We start from the raw sequence: 24,083 nt of genomic DNA, 5'->3' as shown, positions 1-24,083 counted from the left end.
CAGCCGCGCTTATTCGACTATAGATTGCGCGCGGCATTTCCGGCGCCCTTGGGGGGCGCTGGGCGACGCCGTGGGCAACAAGCATAGAACGATCGGATCTTCGCCATGCAGCTTCGCAGCTTCATTTTCCTGGGACTTTGCGCCGCACTCGGCATGAGTTCCCCAGCCTTCGCCGGCGTGCCGGCAAATATGGCCGCACAGCCTTCGGCTGAAACAACTTCTGCCATCAACGTCGCCGTCAAGAGTGATGCGTCGCAATTGAAGCTTCTCAAGAAGAAGAAAAACCCGACGCCCGACGACCTCGCCCAGATCAAGAAGATCGAGGCCAAGATCGTTGCCGACAAGGAAGCCGCCAAAGCCAAGGCGCTCGAAGCCAGGAAACTGGCGATGCGCGAGGCGGCCAAGGCCAAGGCCGACGCTGAACGGCAGGCGTTCCTGGCCAAGAAGGGTAAGAGCGCGCAGGCAACCACCCAGGTGGCCGATGCCAAGCCGGCCAAGAAGCTGGTTGCCAAGATCATCGAGCCGATCGAACCGATCGCGCCGATCCAGTCGGCCGAGCCGCTTCCGGCAGAGGCGATGAACATCGCCCTGACGGGCAACAATGGCGAGCTGCGCAGCGAGGTCATCGGCCAGAAGCAGCCGAGCAGCGGCGGTTTGTTCGCCGGTCTCTTCGGCGGTAGCTCTTCCTCTTCGTCGATTTCATATCTTCCCGAGACACGGGCTCTCGACCAGGCTCTCGCCAAGAGGGAAGCCAAGAAGCAGTTCAAGGTGAAGCCGGAATTCGTGCCGCAGGACGTGGAATTCAGCGGTTACGCTGCCGGCACCATCGTTATCGACACCAGCGCGCGCCGCCTTTACCTCGTCGAATCGTCCTCTACGGCGCGCCGCTACGCCATCGCGGTCGGCCGCGACGGCCTGCAGTTCAAGGGCACGGTTGCAGTCGGCGACAAGCAGGAATGGCCGCGCTGGATCCCGACGCTGGACATGCAGAAGCGCGAGCCGAAGCATTACGGCCAGTATAAGGACGGTATGCCCGGCGGTGGCCAGAATCCGCTCGGCGCGCGCGCCATCTATCTCTATGACGGCAAGAAGGACACGCATCTGCGCATCCACGGCACCATTGCGCCGCAGTCGATCGGAACCAGCGCTTCGAATGGTTGCTTCCGCATGATCAACGAGCACGTCATGGACCTTTACAGCCGCGTCAGGGTTGGGACCAAGGTCGTCATCATCTGACGTTTTCGTCATCCTGCCGAAAGGGCCGGCTCAGCCGGCCCTTTTGTTTTGCCTTGTTCACGATCCAAGCGCCTTCTTGGGAAAAAAGCTTCGCGGCGGTTTTTTCTCTGGCGGAATCAATCCGGCCGCGTTAAGCGATGACTCCCATGGCGCGATATGTATTCATCACAGGCGGCGTGGTTTCCTCACTTGGAAAAGGCATTGCCGCAGCGGCCCTTGGGGCTCTCCTGCAGGCGCGAGGCTATCGCGCACGCATCAAAAAACTCGATCCTTATCTCAATGTCGATCCGGGCACGATGTCGCCGTACCAGCATGGCGAGGTTTTCGTCACCGACGATGGTGCGGAAACCGATCTTGATCTTGGCCATTACGAGCGCTTCACAGGTCGCTCCGCCAACCAGCAGGACAACATCACCACCGGCCGCATCTACAAGAACATCATCGAGCGCGAACGGCGCGGCGACTATCTCGGCGCCACCGTACAGGTCATTCCCCACGTCACCGACGAGATCAAGAATTTCGTCCTCAACGGCAATGACGACTATGATTTCGTGTTGTGCGAGATCGGCGGCACGGTCGGCGACATCGAGGCGATGCCATTCCTGGAAGCTATTCGCCAGCTCGGCAACGACCTGCCGCGCAACAACGCCGTCTACGTCCATCTGACGCTGATGCCCTACATCCCGACGGCAGGCGAGCTGAAGACCAAGCCTACCCAGCATTCGGTCAAGGAGCTGCGCGGCATCGGCATCGCGCCCGATATCCTGCTGGTCCGTGCCGATCGCGCCATTCCCAAGGAAGAGCGCAGGAAACTGTCGCTGTTCTGCAATGTGCGTGAAAGTGCCGTGATCCAGGCGCTCGACGTGCCGCATATCTACGATGTGCCGATGGCCTACCACAAGGAAGGGCTCGATTCGGAAGTGCTGGCCGCCTTCGGCATCGATCCGGCGCCGAAGCCGCGCATGGAGCCTTGGCAGGCGGTTTCGAACCGCATCCACAATCCGGAAGGCGAGGTGACCATCGCCGTTGTCGGCAAATATACCGGCCTCAAGGACGCCTACAAATCGCTGATCGAAGCGCTGTCCCATGGCGGCCTGGCCAACCACGTCAAGGTCAAGCTCGACTGGATCGAATCGGAGATCTTCGAAAAGGAAGATCCGACGCCGTGGCTGGAAAAGGTGCATGGCATCCTGGTTCCCGGCGGCTTTGGCGAGCGCGGTGCGGAAGGCAAGATCCTGGCGGCGAAGTTTGCGCGTGAGCGCAAGGTGCCGTATTTCGGCATCTGCTTTGGCATGCAGATGGCCTGCATCGAGGCGGCGCGGTCGCTGGCCGGCGTCGAGCATGCATCTTCGACCGAGTTCGGTCCGACCGAGGAGCCGGTCGTTGGTCTGATGACCGAATGGCTGAAAGGCAACATGCTGGAGAAGCGCCGCGAAACCGGCGATCTCGGCGGCACGATGCGGCTCGGCGCCTATCAGGCCGAGCTCGCCAAGGGCTCCAAGATCGCCGAGATCTACGGCGATACGCAGATTTCCGAGCGTCATCGCCACCGCTATGAGGTCAATGTCGACTACAAGGAACGGCTCGAGGATTGCGGCCTGGTGTTTGCCGGCATGTCGCCCGACGGCGTGCTGCCGGAGACGGTCGAGTATCCAGACCATCCCTGGTTCATCGGCGTGCAGTATCATCCGGAACTGAAAAGCCGGCCGCTCGACCCGCATCCGCTGTTCGCCAGTTTCATCGAGGCGGCCGTGGAGCAGAGCCGGCTGGTGTAGACCGGTCGAGCCATGCAGACCTATGTCGCATTGCTCTACAGCATCATCCTGGGCGAGGGTCGCCGGGTCGTCATGGCCGATCTCAAGGCCCTGGCGGAAGATCTCGGGCTGAAGAATTCGCGCACGCTGGTAGCGACCGGCAATCTGGTCTTCGAGGCGCCGGCAACTGATATCGGCGACCTCGAACAGCGGCTGGAAACAGCCTTCGAAAAGACCTTCGGCCGCCATGTCGATATCATCGTGCGTGATTCCGAGGACTGGCTGAAGCTTGCCGCCGGCAATCCCTTCCCGGTCGATTCGGCTAAAGCAGGCGATCAGGTGGCCGTACGGGTGATGCGCAAGCCTGCGCCCGTGGAGGCTGTGAAGGGGCTCCGAGCCTATGCCGGCGAGGATGAAAAAGTGACTTCGGTCGGCGGCGACATCTGGGTCGTATTTTCACGCGAGAGGCCAAGCTCGCGGCTGCTTGCGGCGATGAATCACAAGCGCATGGGCACGGGCACGTCGCGCAACTGGAACACAGTGCGCAGATTGGCCGAGATGCTCGGGTAGGTTTTGGGGCGGCTCTCGCCGCCCCAATTCACCTTGTCAGGCTTTCGCGGTCCTGGCGCCGGCGCCCAAAGCGGCGGTGCGCAGCACGTAGTAGATGATGCCGGCGATCGCCACGCCGAAGAACCAGCCATAGACACCCCACCAGGACGGCAGCCAGTTGGTGAAGTTCGGCAGGATCGACGAGAAGATGGCGCCGATGCCTGCGGCGATGAAGGCGTTGACGTGCCAGCCGCCCTGGAAACGGAACTCGCCGTCTTCGCGGTAAAGCGCCTCGACGTCGACCTCACCCTTCCGGATCAGGTAGTAGTCGACCATCATCACCCCGAAAATCGGCCCCATCGTCGCGCCGATGATGTTGACGAAGGAAGCGGCACTGCCTTCCCACGGCGCGAAGGGATAGAGCAGCAGGGCGATCACGGCCGCGATATAGCCGCCCTTCTTGAAGTCGATCTGCCTGGGGAAGACGTTGGAGAAGTCGAAGGCCGGCGAGACGAAGTTTGCCACCACGTTGATGCCGAGGGTCGCCACGGCAAAGGTCAAGGCTGCGAGCGCTGCCAGGAACCAGCTGTCGAATTTCGCCGAGATCTGGTCGGGATGCAGCAGCACTTCGCCATAGACGTCGAAGGCGGCAATGGTGGTGACGCCGGCGACCAGCGAAAACAGGATGAGGTTGATCGGCAGGCCCCAAATGTTGCCCTTGCGCAGCGATGCCTTGTCCGGCGCGTAACGGGCGAAATCGCAGAAATTGAGATAGAGCGCCGAGAAATAGGTGACCCAAATCGCCGCCACCGCAAACAGCGAGGTCCACGAGCCGGGCGTGCCGGGCACGCCCGCGTCCTTCGTCTTGTCCAGCAACACGTCCATCGGGATATCGCTGGTGAAGGCAAATCTCCCGGATTTGACGCAGAGATAGATCGCCAGGATCAGCATCATCACCCACACCGCGGGGCCGGCCCAGTCCTGGAAGCGGCGCACCGTTTCCATGCCGTTCTGGATGATCAGCAATTGCAGCCCCCAGATGACCACGAAGCAGATCACCTCCAGGCCGGTATGGCCGAGGAAATGCGTGTTGGCGTTGAAATCGGCGAACCATTGCGTGCGGATCAGCAGCGCCACGATCGCGCCCGAGGCGGCGGCCGTCTGCGCGCCGTACCAGAAGCAGGCGACGATGGCGCGCACCAGTGCCGGTATGTTGGCGCCCCAGATGCCGAAGGAGGCGCGGGCTAGCACGGGGTAGGGCACGCCCGTCTTCACGCCGGCATAGCCGACCATGTTCATCAGCGCGTAGATGATCAGCGAGCCGATGCCTATGGCGATGATGAAATTGACGAAGCCGCCGCAAAACAGGAACAGACTGGCGGCAAGATAGTAGCCCCAAAGGCTGTGGACGTCCGACGTCCAGACGTTGAAGATCGAGAATGGTCCCCAGTTTCGAACTTTGGCCGGAGCCAGATCCTCGTTGTACAGATCAGGTGAAGCACCCTGTATCGTCATTGCAATGTTCCCCTTTTGCAGCACGCGCCCTCACGCGTTGGCCGCGTGCAGGTTAAGCCTGCCGCAGGGGAACCGACAAGCAGCCTATTTGCCGGCTTTGGCCTTAAAGATATTCAATGAGAACTGCGATTATCGCTGCAAGGCGATGGTGGGTCATCGCTGAACCCGGCACGGATGATTCGAAGTTCGACGCTGGGATTCCAATCTGAAACGGTAGGGCGCCATCTAAGCGATGGCCATCACCTGCTTGTGGTCCGCGACTTCGGCGAGCAGCCAATCCTGAAACAGGCCGGTGCCTGGTTTGTTGCCGATGCTGCGACGCTGATGCAGGTAAATGCCGGCCGGATAGGTGTGGCGGGCACGGAACGGCGCGACCAGTTTGCCTTGCTGCAGAAAATCTTGCGCCATGATCGTGTCCGCAAGCGCTATTCCAGCGCCATTGATCGCTTCGCGCATGATCAGGGTGCAATCGTCCAGTGTTGTGCTGGATTTTGGCGTCGTTTCCAGAACCCCTTCCTGCTCCAGCCAACGCTTCCATCTCATGGTTTCGCATTCATGGATCAGATGATGATTGACCAGATCGGCCGGCGATCGCAGCGGCACAGGCCCCTCCAAAAGCGAAGGCGCACAGACCGGCGTCAAAAGCAGCGGGATCAGCAACGTCAAAGCCGGGCCGGCCTTGTAGACAAACTCGTCGACAATGGCCAAATCGAAGTTGGCGCGCTTGCCTGAAGTGGAGATCTCCAGATCCACCGACGGATGCAACCGGCGAAAGTTCGGCAACCGATCCGCCAGCCAAAGGTTCAGAACGGTGGGCACGCACAAGACCCGCACACGTTGGATCTTGCCGTGGCGCGACCCCTCGGAGAGGCTGACGTCATCGGTGGCACGCCAGATGGCTTCGAACGCCTCCGAGAGGCTGCGCGCATAGTAGGAGCCCCTTATGGTTGGGGTTATCTGGCGAAACCCGCGTTCGAACAGGTCCTGGCCGAGATTTCGTTCAAGCGCGCGGATGTGGCGGCTGACAGCCGAGGGTGTCAGATGCAGTTCTTCCGCCGCGTCCTTGACGCTGCCGAGGCGAGCGGCGGCCTCGAAAGCGCGCATGCCATTGAGTGAGGGAAGGGCCATTGGCCGATCATGAATTGTCAGTTGAGTTTTTGTCAATCGACATGGGCAGAATTCGCGTTTGATCGCCTGCCCCGTTAGGGAATACCCAGAAGAGAAGAGCAATTAAGTCGTCTCAAGAAAGCGACTGTTTGGGAACCGGCACTGTACCACGAACGGCGGAGACCGGCTTGACCAGTCTCCACCGGGATGAGCGAAGCGTTGCTCGCTACCCGGCTGGTATTGCCGCAATTGGAGAGCGCCAGCCTATGCCTCAATCGCCAGCGCCGGTCTTCGAGACCGCGGATGAGATTTCCGCGGAAACCTCCGTCGTCGTGATTTTGCAAACTGCCCACACGGGCTTTGGCCCGCGGGCAGTCGCCCTGGATGCCGAAATGAGCGGGATTCTCTCTCGTGCCTGCTCCGACCCGGCCGCCTTGACCGAATCCGGCACCTGCATCGATCTTATTGCCCCGCAGGCAGTATCGACCAGGCGTGTGGTCGTCCTGGCCTTGGGCAAAGCCGAAGCCGTAACCACCCTGTCATTGGCGCGCGCCGGCGGTCTGCTTGCCGCGCATCTGGAGGGCAAGGGGGAATGCGCGGCTACCCTGGTCCTGGACCCCATCGCTGGCGTTGAACTATCCGGCGCCGAAATCCTGGCGCGTGTCGCGCTTGGCATGCGGCTGCGCCGCTATCGTTTCGACATGCGCAACCGGCGGCAAGGCGCGGGGGCGGATCGAACCTTGCGGGTGAAACTGGTCGGGGCCGGCGGCCCGGATCTGACCGCGGCGCTGGCGCGGATCAATGCAATCGCCGACGGCGTCGAATATGCACGCACCTTGGTCAACCTGCCGCCGAACCATCTCCACCCCGACAATTTCCATGATCATCTGGAGCCGCTGCGTGAAGCCGGCATCGACATCGAAATGCTCGATGCCGCGCAACTGAAAGAGCTCGGCATGAATGCGCTCCTGGCCGTCGGGTCGGGCTCGGCGCGGCCGCCACGGGTCGCCGTCCTGCGCTACCGCGGCAAGGGTTCTCCCGCCCAACCGCTCGCTTTCGTCGGCAAGGGCGTCTGTTTCGATTCCGGCGGTCTCTGCATCAAGGGCGGAGCGCAGATGTTCGACATGAAGGCCGACATGGGCGGAGCGGCCGCTGTGGTCGGCCTGCTGATCGCGCTCGCCCGGCAAGGCAGTCCGGTACACGTTGTCGGTGTTCTCGGCATCGCCGAGAACATGCCATCCGGCACCGCTCTCAAACCGCGCGACATCATCACGACGGCCTCGGGACAGACCGTGGAAGTGTTCGACACGGATGCGGAGGGACGCCTGCTTCTGGCCGACTGCCTTCACTATGCGGCCACGCGCTTCAACCCTTCGGTGATCGTCGATCTGGCGACGCTGACCTATTCGGTGACGCGTGGCCTGGGGTCGATATTCGCCGGCCTGTTCAGCACCGACGATGCCATCGCGTCACAGATGATCGCGGCTGGAGAAACGGTCGGCGAGCGGTTCTGGCGGCTGCCGCTCGACCGGGCCTATGATGAGGGTCTGCAATCGCCGTTCGCGGACCTCAGGCATCATGCCAAGGACATGGAAGACGGCGACGCGCCCTATGCCGCGGCCTTCCTGCGCCACTTCACGGAAGATCGCCCGTGGGTGCATCTCGACATCGCCAGCAAGGAACTGACCGACACCGATCGGCCTCTTGGCAGGCAAGGTGCCACGGCTTTTGGCGTGCAGATGCTGGAAGAGTGGGTGCAGGTCACCCGCAACATGAGTTAGGCGCCTGCCGTCACGGACAAATACAAGATGCCTTCAACCGCACTGGGAACTGGGATGTCATCTGAGATCATCGGCATGGAAGGACGGGCCGCTTTCGGCGCCTACGAGACCTGGTATCGGGTCAGTGGCGAACTCGGTGGCGAGAAGGCGCCTGTGGTGATCCTGCATGGCGGGCCGGGCGTCGCCCACAATTATGTCGACGCCTACAAGCTTCTTGCGCGCAGGGATCGCGCCGTCATTCACTACGACCAGTTGGGCTGCGGCAATTCCACCTTGCTCCCCGAAAAAGGCGCCGATTTCTGGACACCTGGGCTGTTCATCGACGAGCTTGAAAACCTGGTCGACCATCTCGGCATTCGGACAGGCTTCCACGTCCTCGGCCAGAGCTGGGGCGGCATGCTGGGCGCCGAATATGCCGTGACGCGGCCGCAGGGCCTGAAATCGCTGACCATAGCCAACTCACCGGCTTCCATGAAGCTGTGGGTCGAAGAGGCCAACCGGTTGCGTGCGGATCTGCCTGCGGATGTGCAGGAGACCCTGACCCGGCACGAGCAGGCCGGCACGACGGACGATGCGGCGTATCAGGCGGCGACGATGGTGTTCTACGAGCGGCATGTCTGCCGGGTCGTGCCTTTCCCGCCCGAAGTCACGGAAAGTTTCGCCCAGGTCGTGCGCAATCCGACCGTCTATAATCTGATGAATGGGCCAAACGAGTTCCACGTCATCGGAACGTTGAAGAACTGGAGCATCGTCGACCGTCTGCCGGCCATCGATGTTCCCACGCTGATCATCTCCGGACGTCACGACGAGGCCACGCCCGCGACCGTGCAGCCCTACAAGGACGGCATCAAGGGGTCGCGCTGGGAGATATTCGAGCATTCCAGCCACATGCCGCATGTCGAAGAGCAAGATGCGTGCATGCGGGTGGTGGGAGACTTCCTGGACCACAACGACAATTGAAAAAAAGGGGAATGAAGACATGAAGAAACTGCTTCTGGCGGCAACAGCCGCGGCATTGCTGGCCGGTACATGGCTGGCCCCGGCACAGGCCGAATATCTCAAGGAGCACCGAGGCGGCACCATCCGCCTGCTGGCCCGCTCAGCGGCCGGAACGCTCGATCCGCACATCAATTACACGGACCAGGGCTGGCAGATGTACCAGCCGATCTATGACGGCCTGGTGGCCTTCCGCAAAGCCGAGGGCATGGACGGCTTCACCATCGTCCCCGATCTGGCCGAGGCCCTGCCGCAGGTCAGCAATGACGGTAAGACCTTCACCTTCAAGCTGCGCAAGGGCATCAAGTTCTCCAGCGGCCAGGATCTTGGCGTGAAGGACGTCGTTGCTTCCTTCCAGCGCATCTTCAAGGTTTCCGGACCGACCTCCGGCACGTTCTATGCCGGTATCGTCGGTGCCGACAAATGCCTGGCCGACACCAAGAGCTGCACGCTGGAAGGCGGCGTTGTCGGCGACGAAGCCGCCGGCACCATCACCATCAACATCACCAAGCCGGATGCCGAGCTGCTCTACAAGCTCGCCTTGCCGCATGCCGTGGTCCTGCCGGCGGACACGCCCGCCGAAGACATGGGTTCCAAGCCCATTCCCAGCACCGGTGCCTACATGATCTCCGCCTTCGACCCCAACAAGGGCATGACGGTTTCCCGCAACCCCAATTTCAAGCAGTGGAGCGAAGAAGCCCAGCCGGACGGCTATCCGGATGTCGTCCAATATGATTTCGGCCTGTCCGAAGAGGCAGCCGTCACCGCGATCCAGAACGGCGAAGCGGACTGGATGTTCGACGCGCTGCCGAGCGATCGCCTGGGCGAACTGGGCAGCAAGTCCATGGACCAGCTGCACATCTCGCCGCTTTCGGCTTGGTGGTACGCGCCGCTGAACAACCGTCTCGCACCCTTCGACAATGAAAAAGCCCGCCAGGCCGTTGCCTATGCGATCGATCGCAACACGCTGGTCAAGCTGTTCGGCGGCAAGGTGCTGGCCTCGCCGGTCTGTCAGGTCCTGCCCCCGGACTTCCCCGGCCATGAAGACTATTGCCCCTTCACCAAGAATCCGGGCGCCAAATGGTCGGCTCCCGACCTCGACAAGGCAAAGCAGCTCGTCGAGGACTCCGGCACCAAGGGCCAGAAGGTGACGATCATCGTCGAGGACACCGCCATTTCGCGGTCCATCGGCGTCTATCTGCAGAGCGTGCTGACCAGCATCGGCTATGTCGCCGACGTCAAGCCGATCTCGTCGAACATCCAGTTCACCTACATCCAGAACACCAACAACAAGGTGCAGATGTCCGTCACCCAGTGGTACAAGGACTATCCGGCGGCTTCGGACTTCCTGAACATCCTGTTCAGCTGCGCCTCCTTCCGTGAAGGCTCGGATGCCTCGATCAACATCGCCGGCTTCTGCGACAAGGAAATCGACGCCAAGATGCAAAAAGCATTGGACCTCGGCGTCACCGACCAGAAAGCCGCCGACAAAATGTGGGCTGAAATCGACAGGCAAGTCACCGACAAGGCACCTGCCGTTGGCCTCTTCACGCCGAAGCGGCTCGACTTTGTCAGCAAACGTCTGGGCAATTTCAAGTTCAACCGGCAGTTCAACTGGATGATCACCCAATCCTGGGTACAGTAATGGCCTGGGTGCAGTAACGAACCGCAGAGGGGCACGTCCGTGTCGAACGTAGCTGTCGCCGCGCCGCGCAAGACGCGAGGGCCCTGGGCCGTCGCGTTTGCGAAGCTGGCAACGGACGGGGCCGCCATGGCGTCCCTGGCCGTGTTCCTCCTCATCGTCCTTGCCTGCCTCAGTGCGCCTCTCTATGCGAAATGGGCCGGCGTGGACCCATTCGCCTCAACGCTCGACGCCGTCATCCAGATCGACGGTGCCGACGTTCCGGTGATGGAACAGTCGACGGAGGGGCTTGGGCTTGGCTACACACCGCTTGGTCCAACCTGGCGGCTGGGCAATTATTTCCTCGGCGCCGACAGCCAGGGGCGCGATGTCATGGCCAGGATGCTCTATGGCGGGCTGAGCTCGTTGCTGATCTCCGGAGCAGCCACCATCTTCACCCTGATCCTGGGCACGGCGGCGGGATTGATCGCTGGCTATTTCGGCGGCGTCACCGACACGGTGCTGTCGCGCTTCCTCGACATCCTTTGGGCGTTCCCGATCTATCTGCTGGCGATTTCGCTCTCCATCGTCACCATCGCGCATGGCATCACGATCGGACCGATCCAGATCGAGTCCGGCAGCCTGTGGCTGCCTGTCATCATCATCGGCATCGTCTATGTGCCCTACGTAGCCCGCCCAATACGCGGGCAGGTCCTGGCACTGCGCAAAAGCGAGTTCGTGCTGGCCGCGATCAATCTGGGCGTGCCGGGGTGGCGCATCCTGTGGCGCGACATCCTGCCCAACGTCACCACCACGCTCATCGTCTTCGTGCCGCTGATGATGGCGCTGAATATGCTTACGGAATCAGCCCTTTCCTTCCTTTCGATCGGTGTGCAGCCACCCGCGGCGAGCTGGGGCACCATCATCCAGGACGGGCAGGCGCTGCTTTACACCAGGCCATTGGTGGCGCTTGTGCCGGGCCTGGCGATCGCGGTTTCCGTCATGGCGCTCAACGTCTTCGGCGACGGCCTGCGCGACGCGCTCGACCCGCGCTCCAAGGTGCGGCTGGGGCGCGACTGATGATCTACCCAATCCTGCGCCGGTTCGGCCAGATGCTGTTCGTGATGTTCGGCATCTCGGTCATCGTCTTCCTGATTTTCTTCGCAACGCCGGGCGCCGACCCGGCGGCGCGGATCGCCGGCCGCAATGCATCGCCCGAAGTGCTGGAGGCGGTACGCCACAGCTTCGGCTTCGACCGGCCGCTCTACGTGCAATATGTGACGATGATGGAGAAGATCTTCGTCACCGGCGATCTGACCTCCTTCGTCAATCGTGGCTGGAAGGTGGTGCCGGCGGTCATGGATTCGATCCCGGTCACACTCTCGCTGGTGTTCGGAGCGGCGATCCTGTGGGTGGTGGTCTCCATCGTCATCGGCATCGCCGCCGCCGCCACGCGCGGCAGCTGGCTGGACAAGCTGCTGATGGCGCTAGGGCTGCTCGGTATTTCGATGCCGGTCTACTGGCTGGGCGAAGTGATGAACCTGATCACCCAGAGCCGCTATCACGACAGCTGGGCGTTCTCCTGGGTGCCGCCGCTCGGCTACAAGAATTTCTCCGACGATCCGAAAGGCTGGTTCCTGACCCTGGTCATTCCGTGGATCACGCTGTCCATTCTCTACATCGGCATTTACGGGCGCGTGCTGCGCGCGGCAATCATCGAATCCCTGCAGGAAGACTATATCCGCACGGCCCGGGCCAAGGGGCTGTCGGAGACCCGCATCCTGCTGCGCCATGCCTTGCGCACGTCGCTCATCGCCTTCGTCACTCTGTTCGGCCTGGACTTCGGTGCGCTGGTCGGAGGCTCGGCCCTGCTGACGGAGGTGGTGTTCGGGCTGCACGGCATCGGCAAGCTCACTTATGACGCGCTGCAGAATCTCGATCTGCCGATGATCATGGCAACGGTGATGTACGCCTCGATGTTCGTGGTTATCGCCAACGCGGTCGTCGATTTCGTCTATATCCTTCTCGATCCGCGCCTGAGGACATCATGATACTGTCGGTGCGCGACCTCAGAGTTTCCTTCCGCACAAATGATGGCCTGGTGCGAGCCATCGATGGCGTTTCCTTCGACCTCGAGGAGAGCGAAATCCTCGGCGTCGTCGGTGAGTCCGGTTCCGGCAAGACGGTGTCGCTGCTGGCCGTCATGGGTCTCATCACAGATCCCAACGCCACCATCGAAGGGTCGATCCGCTACAAGGGCCGCGAACTCGTGGGACTGCCCGCGCGCGAACTCAGGCGGCTGCGCGGCAACGAGATCGCGATGATCTTCCAGGATCCGATGACCGCCCTGACGCCTGTCTACACGATCGGCTGGCAGATCGCCGAACAGATCCGCGCGCATCGCAACATCAGCAAGTCCAAGGCGATGGAGCGCGTGGAGGAACTGCTGGCCGAGGTGAATTTTCCGAACCCGCACGAGGCGATGTCGCGCTACCCGCACCAACTGTCCGGAGGCATGCGTCAGCGGGCGGTGATCGCGATGGCTTTGTCCTGCAATCCGGCGCTTCTGGTGGCTGACGAACCGACCACTGCGCTCGACGTCACGGTGCAGGCCGGCATTCTCGATCTGGTGCGCAAGCTGCGCGCGACGCACAAGTCGGCGGTCGTCTTCATCACACATGACATGGGCGTGGTCTCCGAACTCGCCGACCGGGTCATGGTCATGTATGCCGGCCGCGTGGTGGAGCGCGGCAGTCGCGCGGAGCTGTTTTCCGATCCGCGACACCCCTATACGCGCGCGCTGCTGGGTTCGATCCCGCCGCTGACCGGCGAAAAACCACGGCGCCTGCCGGCCATTCCCGGTTCACCGCCGTCGTTGCTGCGATTGCCGCAGGGCTGTGCTTTCGGTCCGCGATGCCCGGTTCACTACGAGCCCTGCGGGGCCGGCAAACCCGACCTCGGGAGCGGCACCCATGCCGCGGCATGCTTCAGGGTGGCACAGGCATGAGCGGACCGATGATCGACAAGAACCGCCCAATCCTCGAGACGCGTTCGCTGGGCAAGCGTTTTTCCATCGGCAGCCGTTTTTCCGCCGAAGGCAAGCGAACCGTTCATGCGGTCGACAATGTTTCCCTGACCGTGTGGCGCGGCGAGACTGTCGGGCTGGTCGGCGAATCCGGATGCGGCAAGTCCACGCTGGCGCGCTGCCTGGTGAGGCTCTACGACATATCGGACGGCGAGCTTCTGTTCGAAGGCAACGATATCACCTCGAAGTCGCTGTCCGAACTCAGGCCGCTGCGGCGCCGCCTGCAAATGGTTTTCCAGGACCCGTCGGCATCGCTCAATCCGCGCCGGCGCGTCGGCGACCTGGTGGCCGAGCCGCTGCGCATCCATGGCAGGCTCTCGTCGAGCGAGATCACCAGACGCGTGGCGGAACTGTTCGACCTTGTCGGCTTGCTGCCGGATCACGTCATGCGGTTTCCGCACGAATTTTCCGGCGGGCAACGCCAGCGCGTCGGCATCGCGCGGGCTATTGCATTGAACCCGGACCTCGTGGTCCTGGACGAACCCGTCTCGGCGCTCGACGTGTCGGTGCAGGCGCAAATCGTCAACCTGCTCGCCGATCTGCAGGAAAAACTCAACCTCACTTACATCTTCATCGCCCACGACCTGTCGGTGGTGCGTCAGGTTTCGACCCGCATAGCGGTCATGTATCTCGGCTCGATCGTCGAAGAAGGGCCGGCGGAAGACGTGTTTGCAGCACCAGCCCATCCCTATAGCCAGGCGCTGATTTCGGCGGTTCCCGTCGTGGAGACGACGCCCGGCGGGACGCGCAAGCGCATCATCCTCACCGGCGACGTACCGAGCCCTCTGAACCCTCCAACCGGCTGCCGTTTCCATCCCCGATGCCCTATCGCGGCAGAGCGCTGCCGTTCGGAGCGGCCGCAGTTGCGGGAATACCGACCCGGTCGCAAAGTTGCCTGCCACTTCCCGACGATGTAGGCGACACTCACCACCGCACGGGTGATCGCCTTCGCCTGACAGATTTCTAAAAGATTCCATTTTTTACCTGGAACCAACCGGCTGTTGGCGCGTTTGCTGGGGTTCGATCGAGCGCATTGCGGTCGACCGGGAGGAAACGATGGATCAATTGCATTTCTTTTCGCCCGTGCGGATTTCGCGCGGGCAGGGACACCCTGTGGAAGAAATCGATAATGTTGCCGAAGCCATGATGTTCTTGCGGAAATGGCCGACAGGACGGCGCGGTCCGGTTTATCAGTGCGCGCTGAATTGTTGCTCGGCCGCCTTGTCGGGCCAGATGTCGGCCGAGGAAGCAAGGAAAGCGTTCACCGGCTTCGCCCGCATCACGCGCCTTCTCGATGACGACATGGCGTTGCCGGTAGCCGGCGAAGGCGAGGCCAGCGTGCACGGGTTGCGGCGATAAGACTGTTGTCCTGACGGTCCTACAAGGTCTCGCGCTACAGCGGCGCGGGACCGTTGTGCTGCGCTATGTGAAGCATCATCACCATTCCCGGTTCCTCAAGGGCTGGCCTTCCCAGTTCCTAGCCACATCCATTGGCGCAGACACCGTTATACGAAGCTGGAGGGTTCCGTCCTCCGCCCAGGCATCGAAAGAGATGACGCGTTGGCAATTCCGGCCAGGTCGACCTATACGCTACCTTGCGATTGACGTATTCGGCGCCGCACGCCGTCGCGCCGGCCAGTCATCCGCCGAATTTGCGGCTTGGGCCTATCACGGCGCGTGGTAGAGTCGGTACGACACGATCCAACCTATTGAAGTTACGAAACATGCAAGATTATCAAAGGCTTAGGATAGCCATAGCCCCCATGATGGACTGGACGGACCGGCATTGCCGGTTCTTCCACCGCCAGTTGACGAGCCATGCGCTGCTTTACACCGAGATGGTGGTGGCCGACGCGGTCATTCACGGCGCGCGCGAGCGGCTGCTCGGCTTCGATGCGGTGGAACATCCGGTCGCGCTGCAGCTCGGCGGCTCTGATCGTGAAAAGCTTGCCGAGGCTGCGCGCATCGGCGAGGCATTTGGTTATGACGAGATCAACCTCAATGTCGGCTGTCCGTCAGACCGCGTCCAGTCGGGTACGTTCGGCGCCTGCCTGATGAAGGTGCCGGACCTCGTCGCCGACTGTGTCGCAGCGATGAAAGCGGCGGTGACAATTCCCGTCACCGTCAAATGCCGCATCGGCGTCGACGAGCAGGATCCAGAGCCGGCTCTCGATGCGCTGGCGGATAGTGTTTTCGATGCCGGTGCCGACGCGCTTTGGGTGCATGCGCGCAAAGCGTGGCTGGAAGGGCTGAGCCCCAAGGAAAACCGCGACATCCCGCCGCTCGACTATAACAGGGTCTATCGGCTAAAGGACAGAAAACATAACGAATTCATCGGCATCAATGGTGGAATTCAATCGATCGAAGAGGCGCGGGCGCATCTCGATCATGTCGACGGCGCCATGCTTGGCCGCGCCGCCTACCACACGCCCGGCATTCTGGCCGGCGTCGATGCCGCTTTCTACGGCGTCCAGTCCGAGCCCTTCGATTTCGCCGTGCTGATCGATACGATGGCGGACTATGCGGCACGCCATATCGAACAGGGTGGGCGGCTTGGCCATGTCACCCGCCATATGGTCGGACTGTTCCATGGCCTGCCCGGTGCGCGCCGCTACCGGCAGATCCTGTCCACGGACGCGACAAAACCCGGCGCCGGCCCGGACGTGCTGAAGACGGCTTTCGCGGCCGTCGAGTTCGGTGGATCGGCAGCCGAAGCGGCTTGAGCTTCGGGGATCAATCCCTGAGGATCATGCGGTCGCCGCGCACGTCAAAACCCGACAATGAACCGATGAAATTCATGCCGAGCAGGCTCTGGCTGAGCATACCGGGTGCGGCGATCATCACCGACATATCCTTGCGCATGATGCCGCCGATCGCAATCTGATCGGTTTTCACGGCCGCGGCGCGCGCCATGCCGTTGGCGGTCGAAACCGGTATGGTGTAGTTGAGCGCCGCTGGATTGAATCCGGCGGCCTGCGCATCTTGCGATGTCAGCACGGTGCTGGTCGCGCCGGTATCCACCACGGCCCGGACCGGGTTGCCATTGATCAGGATGCGCGCTTCGAAATGGCCGTTGTCCGCCTTGTCGAGCGTCACCGTGGCGTGGCCGTCCTCGACGCCAAGCGCAAGCGGGCTGCCGGGAACAAGGCCCGCGGTCACCCGGCTGGCGACATCCTGCAACTCATAGCGATACTGGTAGCCGGCGATCAGCGCGAGTGCGATCGCCGCCCAGGCGCCGAGATTGCGGGCCATGGCGCCCAGGGGTCGGCCCGAGCGAAGCAGCGCGGCACCGATAAGGGCGCCAAAGGCGCCGAGCCAGATCAGCCGGCTGAAATCGTTGTTCTCCACGCCGAGCGTGCTGCCGGCGGAATCGTTGAGCATGAGCAGGACTGCTCCCACCCCGATCGCGGCCATCAAAATCCAGAACAACCGGCTCATCCGCACCTCACGATAGCGCGTCGCGTTCGCGCGCCATGCGGGTGCGGCGCGTTTCCCGGCGCGGCCGGCGCTCGACCGTCTCCAGCCGGGCCGGCAATTGCGCCATGACGCTGCGTCGCGTTTCCGTCGTCATCCCGATCCAGGCGCCGATTTCCTCGCGCGTGCGACCGCAACCGAAACAGAAGCCGGTTTTCATGTCGATCGAACAGACCAGGATGCACGGGGATTCGATGGCCGTCATGACTTTCTCTTGGGATTCCATCCGGAATTCCTTGTTCCACCTCCACATGGTGCAACGGCAAAGCCAATGCAAGCCCTCGCGATTGCGCCCTTCGGGGCCGGCTTTGCGGCAAATGCAGGCCCATCATCCCAGAGGTTGTGCCAACTCCGCAAGGCGGCTATGCCGCTCACCAACTCCAGGGAATGATCGATAACAAGATGACCAGCGCACTGCCTTTCGACGATTTTCGCAACCTGTTGGCCAATCTGCCGGCGGCCGACACGGCAGCCGAGACCCGCGTGCGCACGCTGTTTGCCAAGGCCGACAAACCAGGCAATTCGCTTGGCCGCATCGAGGACATCGCTGCCTGGCTGGCCGCCTGGAGCGGACGGGCTCCGCCCGCGGTGACAAGACCGCTGATGGCGGTCTTTGCCGGCAATCACGGCGTCACGCGCCACGGCATTTCGCCACGGCCGGTGGCGGCGACCGCCAACGCGGTCGAGCTTTGCGCCGCCGGAGGTGCCGCGATCAACCAGATCTGCATTACCTACGATCTCGGGCTGAAGGTTTTCGATCTTGCCCTGCACATCCCGACCGCCGACATCACCGAAGAGGCCGCACTGGACGAGCGTGGCTGTGCCGCCACCATGGCCTTCGGCATGGAAGCGATCGCCGGCGGCACCGACCTTTTGTGTCTCGGCGATCTCGGCGTCGGCAACTCCACCGTCGCCGCCACCCTGTTTGCGGCGCTGTTCGGGGGCAGGGGCGCCGATTGGGTCGGCCCGGGGTCGGGCGCCGATGCGGCGATGCAGGCACGCAAGACCGACGTGGTCGATGCGGCGCTGGCTTTTCATGGCGGCCATCTCGGCGACCCGCTCGAGGCGCTGCGCCGGGTCGGCGGCCGTGAATTCGCAGCGATCGCCGGCGCCATCCTTGCCGCGCGCATGCAGAATATCCCGGTGCTGCTCGACGGATTGGCCGCCACGGCAGCCGCAGCGGTACTGCATGGCGTCAATCCCGCCGCGCTCGATCATTGCCTGCTGGCCAGCCTGTCGCCGGAACCCGCGCATGCACGCGCCGCCCAACGGCTCGGGCTGCGCCCGTTGCTTGATCTGGGCATCAGCCATGGCGAAGGGGCGGGGGCCGCCCTTGCCGCGGGTCTGGTCAAGGCCGCCGCGCTGACCAGTTCGGGCATGGCTGCGGCGGTACACGGCTAGAGTCTTGCCGGATTACCGCCGTCGAGCTGCGACCGCCGCGGTCGGCAGTGCTGGCAGCTCCTCCATCACCCGGCTGAGCGGGAAGATGGCGATCGCCTCGGTCCCTTCGCGCAGCTTGGAATGAAGTTCGAACTCGCCGCCGTGCATGGCAAGCAGCCCCTGCACGATCGGCAGGCCAAGGCCGGTGCCTTGCTCGGCGCTCTTGATGGCAATGGAGCCCTGGCCGAAGGCGGAAAGCACGATCGGAATCTCGTCTTCCGGTATGCCCGGCCCGTTGTCCTTGATCGAAATATATTGTCCGCCGCCCGCGGTCCAACCAACGCGGACACGGATTTCGCCGCCGGTGGCGGTGAATTTTATCGCATTCGACAGAAGGTTGAGCGTGATCTGCCGCACCGCACGCTCATCGGCGAAAAGGCGCGGTAGCTCGTGCTCGAAATCCTGGACGACCCGGATATCCTTGTTGCGCGCCCTCAACTCCATCATGTGACAGCAGTCCTCGACGATACCAAGCAGCATCACCGGCTCTTCGTTGAGCTGGTAGCGGCCGGCTTCGATGCGCGACAGGTCGAGAATCTCGTTGATCAGGTCGAGCAGATGCTGGCCGGATTCGTGCACGTCATGGGCGTAGTCGCGATAGGTGGGATTGCTCATCGGCCCCAGCACCTCGTTCGACATCACTTCGGAAAAACCGAGAATGGCGTTGAGCGGCGTGCGCAATTCGTGGCTCATCGAAGCGAGGAACCGCGATTTCGCCAGATTGGCGTCCTCGGCCCGCCGCCGCGCCTCGTCCGACATCGATTTCGCCGTCTCCAGTTCGGCGATGAGCGCATCCTTTTCGGAGCGGAACGACAACATCATCAGGGACGAGTGGTTGAGATGACGGGCCACATAGGCCAAGAACGGCAGCGACACGACCAGCAGCGCGGCCATGATCGCCTCGACCGGCATCCATAGCTTAGCGCCGGCATAGGCGTAGAGCGCAACGGGAAGGGCAAAGGTCGCCAGCAGCGCCCCGCGCAGAGACGAGGTCATCACCGCGGTCGCCGCCATGGCGAACAACAGCACCACGGCCTTGACGATGTGGAATGGATCAACCTCGCAGACGCTGCAGCCAAGCCACACGAACCATGCCCAGCCGAGACCGCACAGGAAATGGCCGATCAGGAATTCCCGTCGTGCTTGCAAAGGGTTGAGCTCGGAAGCTTCAGTGCGCTCGATGCGCCGCGCCATGAAGGCAACGATGGTGTAGCAGGTCAGGGTGAACAGCGCCCAAAGCCCGATCTCGTTGCCGATTCCGGCCAGCCGGCCACCCGCGGCCATCGCCAGCACGAGAAGCGGGATGGCGATGGCGCCGCTTGTCATCGCGCGGGCATGCAGCTTCAGCAGTTCACGATCGAAATCGGGATTGCCGGCCTGCTGCGAAAGACGGTCACGCGTCTTGCGCACCGCGCGCGCCACATCGCTGTTGCGATGAGGTTTCCTGCGGTCCACAATGAACTTGTCCGCTGTGTTCGAGCGTTGCAAGGGCATCAAAACTTCAATTTATGCGAGCAGCGGTTTCCAAGTGTTAAGCTACGTTCGAATGATTAACCAACCGTTTGCCATATGAGCCGCTCATGGTCGCCAAGACCGCGCCGGAGATACGTTGCGCGCCCCAGAAGCCTGTGGCGCCGGCTGGTGGATTACGGGCTTGCCGTCATCATCCTCGGACTGCTGATCCTGCTGGCGGCCCGCCTCGACCGGGTGGAGACACGCAAGACACAAGGCCTGGCAATCATCAACGACGGCGATTCGATCACGCTTGGCACCGAGCGTATCCGCATGCGCGGCATCGATGCTCCGGAATATGCGCAGACCTGCCGCAAGAACGGCACTGACTATTCCTGCGGCACGCTTGCGCGCCAGTCGCTGGTTCGCCTGATTGCCGGCAAGCCCGTCTCTTGTGCCGGCTGGCAGCGTGATCGTTATGGCCGGCTGCTCGGTGACTGCACCGCCGGCGGCAAGGATCTCAACCGCGCGCAGGTCGAGGCGGGCTGGGCGGTTGCCTATGGCGACTTCGAGAGCGAGGAGGCCGTCGCCCGCGCGGGAAAGGCCGGCATCTGGGCGGGAACGTTCGATCAGCCGCAAGACTGGCGAGACAGCCATCACGGCGAAGTCGTCGAGAAGAAGCACGGCACGCTGGCGTCGATCGGCGATGCCGTGCGCGAGATTTTTCGCTTCTGGTGATGCACATCCTGGAACTGGAACCGAGAACGAACAGGAGGATGGAATGAAACTCTTCGACGGTGGCCGGGCGCCCAATCCACGGCGGGTCCGCGTTTTCCTGGCCGAGAAAGGCATCGAGGTTGCGCAGGTGCCCATCGACATGGGGGCGCTGGAACACAGGCAGCAGGCGGTCAGCTCGCGCAATCCCTTGCAGCGCCTGCCGGTGCTGGAACTCGACGACGGCACCATCATCACGGAATCCGTCGCCATCTGCCGTTATTTCGAGGAGCTGCATCCCGAACCGGCCCTGTTCGGGCGTGGCGCACTCGGCAAGGCGCAGGTCGAGATGTGGCAGAGGCGGATGGAATTCAATTTGCTCAGTTGCGTCACGCAGGCCTTCCGGCACATCCATCCGGCGATGAAGGAATGGGAAATCCCGCAGGTCTCCGAATGGGGCGAGGCCAACAAGCCGAAGGCCGTGGCGTTCCTCAGGCTGCTGGATGGCGAACTGGGCAGCCGGGAGTTCATCGCCGGTGACAGCTATTCGATCGCCGACATCACCGGCCTGATCGCTGTCGACTTCATGAAGCCGGCACGCATCAAGGTGCCGGATGATTGCTCGAATGTGTTGCGTTGGCATCAGGCCGTCTCCAGCCGGCCGAGCGCATCAGCCTGAGAATGACTGCCGAACTCGAAAACCTCGTCGCCAAGGTCCGCGCCTGTCGCATCTGCGTGGAAAATCCGGCCGGCAAGCCGTTGCCGCATGAGCCACGACCTGTGCTGCGCCCATCGTCCAGCGCCCGTATCCTGATCGCCAGCCAGGCGCCGGGGACCAAGGTGCATCTGTCGGGCATGCCGTTCACCGACGCCTCCGGCGATCGCTTGCGCAGTTGGCTTGGTGTGACGAGCGACGAATTCTACGACATCGAAAAATTCGCCATCGTCCCGATGGGTTTCTGCTTTCCCGGCCAGGATGCCAAGGGAGGAGACCTGCCGCCGAGGCGCGAATGCGCGGCGGCCTGGCGCGCACCTTTGATGGCCTCGATGCCACGGATCGATCTGGTGCTGACAATCGGCATCTACGCGCAGTCCTGGCACATGGGTGCGGCGCGCCGGCCTTCCCTGACGGAAACGGTCATGGAGTGGCGCTCCATCTGGGAGAATTCCGTCGGTCCGAAAGTGTTGCCGCTGCCGCATCCGTCGTGGCGCAACACCGGCTGGCTGAAGAAGAATCCATGGTTTGAAATGGATTTGCTGCCTTTTCTGCGTTCGGAAATCCGCTATCGCCTTAGTTGACCTTTCAGCAAGAAATCACTCGCTTTTTGCCCGATCGGCAGAATTTCTTTCTTGTGAAAGGCCTGGATAAGGCAGAGTATAGGCAATCTATTCCCCTGGGAGCACGATATGGATCGCCTCGATAGAAAAATTCTCCGCCTCTTGCAGGAGGACGCGACACTCGCGGTCGCCGATGTCGCCAAGAAAGTCGGGCTGTCGACGACGCCTTGCTGGAGGCGCATCCAGAAGCTCGAGGAAGAGGGCGTCATCAAGCGGCGCGTTGCCATTCTCGACCATGAAAAGGTCAATGTGCGCGTCACCGTCTTCGTGTCGATCCGCACCAATTCGCACAGCCATGAATGGCTGCGGCGTTTCTCGGAAGTCATCCAGGAGTTTCCCGAGGTGGTCGAGTTCTACCGCATGAGCGGCGACGTCGACTATCTCCTGCGCGTCGTGGTGCCCGACATCGCCGCCTATGACGCCTTCTACAAGCGGCTGATCGCCAAGATCGAAATCCGTGACGTGTCGTCGTCCTTCGCCATGGAGCAGATCAAGTACACGACCGAGATCCCGCTCGACTACATGGTGCTGGATAAGGAATCGGGTGCCAACGCCGCCTGAGCTTGACCTCGCATAAGGTCGTCCCGCTTAGTTCTTCTTTTTGTTGAGGAAACTCCAGGGTGAGTTCACCGGCAGCGTGATCGTATCCGGCACGCTGTCCACGGCGACTACCTCTGCCTTGCGCACCGTGTAGCCGGATTGGATGACGCTGACACCATCGAGGATGAACAGCTGGCTCTTCTCCATGTCCGGCTTCAGCGCCCCGGTGACGGCGACCGGCTGATAGGCTTCCGACATCTTGTAGGGGTGGGCCGGCGTGACCAGGACGATCTGGTTGGGTGGCGGCGTCGGCATGTGGCTGCACGCACCCGTCCACGGCACCAGCAAGAACTGATAGACAAGGTCGCCATCGCGATCGACCGGCAATGCATAGCCGGCCAACTGAATGCTTTTGTCCTGCAGATTGACAGACAGCGTCTCGCCATGGTCGGGCAATTTTGCCGCGATCATCGGCAACCCGACGTTTTCGGCGGCGGATTGTGTAGCCGGACGCAGATCCTTCCAGAATATGTGCGCGGTCTCGGCCGAGGCATCAACGGCAGCGGACACAAACAACGCAGCTGCGAGCACTATGGTTGATCTGACATATTTGCTCATTGGCCGCGTCCTTTGGGTCTGGAGTAAAGACGCCGTTGCTAATGACGTCAACGCTCGAGCCGCATCACATGTCGGCGAGAACCGGCCATGCCTGTCTCGTTGAACCCGAGTGCCACAAGGATGTCGCGAAAGCCCATGAAGTCGCGTCCGTCAGCCTTTCCTGGCAGCGATCCGCTCGATCGTCTTGGCATTGGTCAGTTCCCTCACTGCGTCCTTGCCGATCCAGCGCGCCGTCTTGTCTGCCGACTGCGCCAGTCGTTCGGCGGCAGCAAGGGCAGCACCATGCATGTCCATCGATCTTTTGCCGATCGACCGAAGCGCCCAGTTGACGGCTTTCTTCACGAAATTGCGGCTGTCGGTGGCATGCGCTTCGATGATCGGCAGGAAGGAGAGGAAGGTCGCCCCTGGCTCCTTCTTCCGGTGGACGACAGACCAGGCCATCATGGCGAAGGCCGTGCGCCGAACGAATTCCCGCTCGTCCGCCGCGAACTCGCCGATCAGTTCCTTCCAGGCGTCCGTATCGACAAAGAGGTCGGAGACGCCGTCGACGATGTCCCAGGAGTCGAAACCGGCCGCCCATCGTCTTGCATCTCCAGCAGAAAACCGTTTCGGGTCAGCCGTGACGGAGGCAATGAACTGCGCCTCCATGATGCCGCTGTCCCATAGTTCGAAGGCGCGCTCGTGGTTGCGTTTGATCTTCCTGGCGATCTGCCGCTGCATACCGTGCGAGATGCCAAGCGCGCGGTCGATCTTGATGCCGTAGCGCAACATGCCGAGGCGGTTCTCCTCCGATCCGATAGCGCGAAGATGGGCGACGATTTCCGCGGCACTGGATTGAGGCGAGAGTTCTGCCACCGCGGAAA

At 62.2% G+C, this 24,083-nt stretch carries 24 protein-coding genes; 17 read left to right on the top strand and 7 right to left on the bottom strand.

Annotation, left to right across the window (positions count from 1 at the left end; genetic code table 11):
* Positions 1-105: 105 nt before the first annotated feature.
* The 3 genes from MESCI2_RS0110985 (at position 106) to MESCI2_RS0110975 (ending at position 3,560) form a co-directional block, all read left to right on the top strand.
* Complete coding sequence (locus MESCI2_RS0110985; RefSeq protein WP_027036639.1) at positions 106-1,236, top strand: L,D-transpeptidase; 1,131 nt, start codon at positions 106-108, stop codon at positions 1,234-1,236.
* A gap of 137 nt (positions 1,237-1,373) precedes the next feature.
* Positions 1,374-3,011, top strand: coding sequence for a CTP synthase (locus MESCI2_RS0110980; RefSeq protein WP_081738693.1), 1,638 nt, complete (start codon positions 1,374-1,376; stop codon positions 3,009-3,011).
* Between the two features lie 12 nt (positions 3,012-3,023).
* Entirely contained in the window at positions 3,024-3,560 is a 537-nt protein-coding gene (locus MESCI2_RS0110975) for a DUF1697 domain-containing protein (RefSeq protein ID WP_027036637.1), read from the top strand.
* 36 nt (positions 3,561-3,596) lie between these two features.
* Here the strand turns inward: MESCI2_RS0110975 and MESCI2_RS0110970 are convergent, their stop codons facing one another.
* Complete coding sequence (locus tag MESCI2_RS0110970; protein WP_027036636.1) at positions 3,597-5,054, bottom strand: NCS1 family nucleobase:cation symporter-1; 1,458 nt, start codon at positions 5,052-5,054, stop codon at positions 3,597-3,599.
* A 225-nt stretch (positions 5,055-5,279) separates the two neighbouring features.
* On the bottom strand, positions 5,280-6,182 hold the full coding sequence (locus tag MESCI2_RS0110965) for a LysR substrate-binding domain-containing protein (RefSeq protein WP_027036635.1): 903 nt from the start codon (positions 6,180-6,182) through the stop codon (positions 5,280-5,282).
* A 245-nt stretch (positions 6,183-6,427) separates the two neighbouring features.
* On the opposite strand from MESCI2_RS0110965, the gene MESCI2_RS0110960 reads away from it, so the two are divergent.
* From MESCI2_RS0110960 to dusA, 9 genes are all read left to right on the top strand, one after another.
* Complete coding sequence (locus MESCI2_RS0110960; RefSeq protein ID WP_027036634.1) at positions 6,428-7,942, top strand: leucyl aminopeptidase; 1,515 nt, start codon at positions 6,428-6,430, stop codon at positions 7,940-7,942.
* 54 nt (positions 7,943-7,996) lie between these two features.
* Positions 7,997-8,902: a proline iminopeptidase-family hydrolase gene (locus tag MESCI2_RS0110955; RefSeq protein WP_027036633.1), complete on the top strand. Its 906-nt coding sequence runs from the start codon at positions 7,997-7,999 to the stop codon at positions 8,900-8,902.
* 19 nt (positions 8,903-8,921) lie between these two features.
* Complete coding sequence (locus MESCI2_RS0110950; protein WP_024503325.1) at positions 8,922-10,583, top strand: ABC transporter substrate-binding protein; 1,662 nt, start codon at positions 8,922-8,924, stop codon at positions 10,581-10,583.
* Between the two features lie 39 nt (positions 10,584-10,622).
* Positions 10,623-11,639: an ABC transporter permease gene (locus MESCI2_RS0110945; protein WP_027036632.1), complete on the top strand. Its 1,017-nt coding sequence runs from the start codon at positions 10,623-10,625 to the stop codon at positions 11,637-11,639.
* Positions 11,639-12,610, top strand: a complete 972-nt coding sequence (locus tag MESCI2_RS0110940; protein ID WP_027036631.1) for an ABC transporter permease — start codon at positions 11,639-11,641, stop codon at positions 12,608-12,610. Before MESCI2_RS0110945 ends, MESCI2_RS0110940 begins: the two co-directional genes overlap by 1 nt.
* Complete coding sequence (locus tag MESCI2_RS0110935; protein ID WP_027036630.1) at positions 12,607-13,566, top strand: ABC transporter ATP-binding protein; 960 nt, start codon at positions 12,607-12,609, stop codon at positions 13,564-13,566. The genes MESCI2_RS0110940 and MESCI2_RS0110935 overlap by 4 nt, the downstream gene beginning before the upstream one ends.
* 8 nt (positions 13,567-13,574) lie before the next feature.
* Positions 13,575-14,561 (top strand): dipeptide ABC transporter ATP-binding protein, encoded by a 987-nt coding sequence (locus MESCI2_RS0110930; RefSeq protein WP_032900728.1) that lies wholly within the window; start codon positions 13,575-13,577, stop codon positions 14,559-14,561.
* Between the two features lie 139 nt (positions 14,562-14,700).
* Positions 14,701-15,003, top strand: coding sequence for a DUF982 domain-containing protein (locus tag MESCI2_RS0110925; protein WP_027036628.1), 303 nt, complete (start codon positions 14,701-14,703; stop codon positions 15,001-15,003).
* Positions 15,004-15,368: 365 nt separating this feature from the next.
* Positions 15,369-16,367, top strand: a complete 999-nt coding sequence (gene dusA / locus MESCI2_RS0110920) for a tRNA dihydrouridine(20/20a) synthase DusA (RefSeq protein WP_027036627.1) — start codon at positions 15,369-15,371, stop codon at positions 16,365-16,367.
* Positions 16,368-16,377: 10 nt separating this feature from the next.
* Here the strand turns inward: dusA and MESCI2_RS0110915 are convergent, their stop codons facing one another.
* Both MESCI2_RS0110915 and MESCI2_RS0110910 read right to left on the bottom strand, forming a co-directional pair.
* Complete coding sequence (locus MESCI2_RS0110915; RefSeq protein WP_027036626.1) at positions 16,378-17,082, bottom strand: TIGR02281 family clan AA aspartic protease; 705 nt, start codon at positions 17,080-17,082, stop codon at positions 16,378-16,380.
* Between the two features lie 7 nt (positions 17,083-17,089).
* Positions 17,090-17,323, bottom strand: coding sequence for a DUF1289 domain-containing protein (locus MESCI2_RS0110910; protein ID WP_027036625.1), 234 nt, complete (start codon positions 17,321-17,323; stop codon positions 17,090-17,092).
* A gap of 197 nt (positions 17,324-17,520) precedes the next feature.
* Here MESCI2_RS0110910 and MESCI2_RS0110905 point away from each other — a divergent pair, with 197 nt between their 5' ends.
* Positions 17,521-18,519, top strand: a complete 999-nt coding sequence (locus MESCI2_RS0110905) for a nicotinate-nucleotide--dimethylbenzimidazole phosphoribosyltransferase (protein ID WP_027036624.1) — start codon at positions 17,521-17,523, stop codon at positions 18,517-18,519.
* 12 nt (positions 18,520-18,531) lie between these two features.
* Here MESCI2_RS0110905 and MESCI2_RS0110900 read toward each other — a convergent pair whose 3' ends face one another.
* Positions 18,532-20,052 (bottom strand): sensor histidine kinase, encoded by a 1,521-nt coding sequence (locus MESCI2_RS0110900; RefSeq protein WP_027036623.1) that lies wholly within the window; start codon positions 20,050-20,052, stop codon positions 18,532-18,534.
* 75 nt (positions 20,053-20,127) lie between these two features.
* Here MESCI2_RS0110900 and MESCI2_RS0110895 point away from each other — a divergent pair, with 75 nt between their 5' ends.
* The 4 genes from MESCI2_RS0110895 to MESCI2_RS0110880 all read left to right on the top strand — a co-directional run bounded on the left by MESCI2_RS0110895 (position 20,128) and on the right by MESCI2_RS0110880 (position 22,623).
* Complete coding sequence (locus tag MESCI2_RS0110895) at positions 20,128-20,748, top strand: thermonuclease family protein (RefSeq protein WP_027036622.1); 621 nt, start codon at positions 20,128-20,130, stop codon at positions 20,746-20,748.
* A 43-nt stretch (positions 20,749-20,791) separates the two neighbouring features.
* Positions 20,792-21,403, top strand: a complete 612-nt coding sequence (locus MESCI2_RS0110890; RefSeq protein ID WP_027036621.1) for a glutathione S-transferase — start codon at positions 20,792-20,794, stop codon at positions 21,401-21,403.
* Complete coding sequence (locus MESCI2_RS0110885) at positions 21,343-22,023, top strand: uracil-DNA glycosylase family protein (RefSeq protein WP_032900655.1); 681 nt, start codon at positions 21,343-21,345, stop codon at positions 22,021-22,023. Before MESCI2_RS0110890 ends, MESCI2_RS0110885 begins: the two co-directional genes overlap by 61 nt.
* A gap of 108 nt (positions 22,024-22,131) precedes the next feature.
* The gene (locus tag MESCI2_RS0110880) at positions 22,132-22,623 is read left to right on the top strand and encodes an Lrp/AsnC family transcriptional regulator (RefSeq protein ID WP_006205209.1); all 492 of its coding nucleotides are present in this window, start codon (positions 22,132-22,134) and stop codon (positions 22,621-22,623) included.
* Between the two features lie 27 nt (positions 22,624-22,650).
* Here MESCI2_RS0110880 and MESCI2_RS0110875 read toward each other — a convergent pair whose 3' ends face one another.
* Positions 22,651-23,220 carry a DUF3299 domain-containing protein gene (locus tag MESCI2_RS0110875; RefSeq protein ID WP_027036619.1) on the bottom strand — a complete coding sequence of 190 codons (570 nt, stop codon included), beginning with the start codon at positions 23,218-23,220 and terminating at the stop codon, positions 22,651-22,653.
* A gap of 150 nt (positions 23,221-23,370) precedes the next feature.
* Positions 23,371-24,075, bottom strand: coding sequence for a DNA alkylation repair protein (locus MESCI2_RS0110870; protein ID WP_027036618.1), 705 nt, complete (start codon positions 24,073-24,075; stop codon positions 23,371-23,373).
* Between the last annotated feature and the right edge of the window lie 8 nt (positions 24,076-24,083).

This window comes from Mesorhizobium ciceri WSM4083 (assembly GCF_000519305.1).
In the GTDB taxonomy this organism is placed as follows: domain Bacteria; phylum Pseudomonadota; class Alphaproteobacteria; order Rhizobiales; family Rhizobiaceae; genus Mesorhizobium; species Mesorhizobium ciceri_B.
This window is presented reverse-complemented; position numbering and strand designations above follow the sequence as displayed.

Coding starts and splice junctions, on each gene's coding strand:
- MESCI2_RS0110985 (WP_027036639.1), top strand. CDS start 106: ATGCAGCTTCGCAGCTTCATTTTCCTGGGACTTTGCGCCGCACTCGGC.
- MESCI2_RS0110980 (WP_081738693.1), top strand. CDS start 1,374: ATGACTCCCATGGCGCGATATGTATTCATCACAGGCGGCGTGGTTTCC.
- MESCI2_RS0110975 (WP_027036637.1), top strand. CDS start 3,024: ATGCAGACCTATGTCGCATTGCTCTACAGCATCATCCTGGGCGAGGGT.
- MESCI2_RS0110970 (WP_027036636.1), bottom strand. CDS start 5,054: ATGACGATACAGGGTGCTTCACCTGATCTGTACAACGAGGATCTGGCT.
- MESCI2_RS0110965 (WP_027036635.1), bottom strand. CDS start 6,182: ATGGCCCTTCCCTCACTCAATGGCATGCGCGCTTTCGAGGCCGCCGCT.
- MESCI2_RS0110960 (WP_027036634.1), top strand. CDS start 6,428: ATGCCTCAATCGCCAGCGCCGGTCTTCGAGACCGCGGATGAGATTTCC.
- MESCI2_RS0110955 (WP_027036633.1), top strand. CDS start 7,997: ATGTCATCTGAGATCATCGGCATGGAAGGACGGGCCGCTTTCGGCGCC.
- MESCI2_RS0110950 (WP_024503325.1), top strand. CDS start 8,922: ATGAAGAAACTGCTTCTGGCGGCAACAGCCGCGGCATTGCTGGCCGGT.
- MESCI2_RS0110940 (WP_027036631.1), top strand. CDS start 11,639: ATGATCTACCCAATCCTGCGCCGGTTCGGCCAGATGCTGTTCGTGATG.
- MESCI2_RS0110935 (WP_027036630.1), top strand. CDS start 12,607: ATGATACTGTCGGTGCGCGACCTCAGAGTTTCCTTCCGCACAAATGAT.
- MESCI2_RS0110930 (WP_032900728.1), top strand. CDS start 13,575: ATGATCGACAAGAACCGCCCAATCCTCGAGACGCGTTCGCTGGGCAAG.
- MESCI2_RS0110925 (WP_027036628.1), top strand. CDS start 14,701: ATGGATCAATTGCATTTCTTTTCGCCCGTGCGGATTTCGCGCGGGCAG.
- dusA (WP_027036627.1), top strand. CDS start 15,369: ATGCAAGATTATCAAAGGCTTAGGATAGCCATAGCCCCCATGATGGAC.
- MESCI2_RS0110915 (WP_027036626.1), bottom strand. CDS start 17,082: ATGAGCCGGTTGTTCTGGATTTTGATGGCCGCGATCGGGGTGGGAGCA.
- MESCI2_RS0110910 (WP_027036625.1), bottom strand. CDS start 17,323: ATGACGGCCATCGAATCCCCGTGCATCCTGGTCTGTTCGATCGACATG.
- MESCI2_RS0110905 (WP_027036624.1), top strand. CDS start 17,521: ATGACCAGCGCACTGCCTTTCGACGATTTTCGCAACCTGTTGGCCAAT.
- MESCI2_RS0110900 (WP_027036623.1), bottom strand. CDS start 20,052: ATGCCCTTGCAACGCTCGAACACAGCGGACAAGTTCATTGTGGACCGC.
- MESCI2_RS0110895 (WP_027036622.1), top strand. CDS start 20,128: ATGAGCCGCTCATGGTCGCCAAGACCGCGCCGGAGATACGTTGCGCGC.
- MESCI2_RS0110890 (WP_027036621.1), top strand. CDS start 20,792: ATGAAACTCTTCGACGGTGGCCGGGCGCCCAATCCACGGCGGGTCCGC.
- MESCI2_RS0110880 (WP_006205209.1), top strand. CDS start 22,132: ATGGATCGCCTCGATAGAAAAATTCTCCGCCTCTTGCAGGAGGACGCG.
- MESCI2_RS0110875 (WP_027036619.1), bottom strand. CDS start 23,220: ATGAGCAAATATGTCAGATCAACCATAGTGCTCGCAGCTGCGTTGTTT.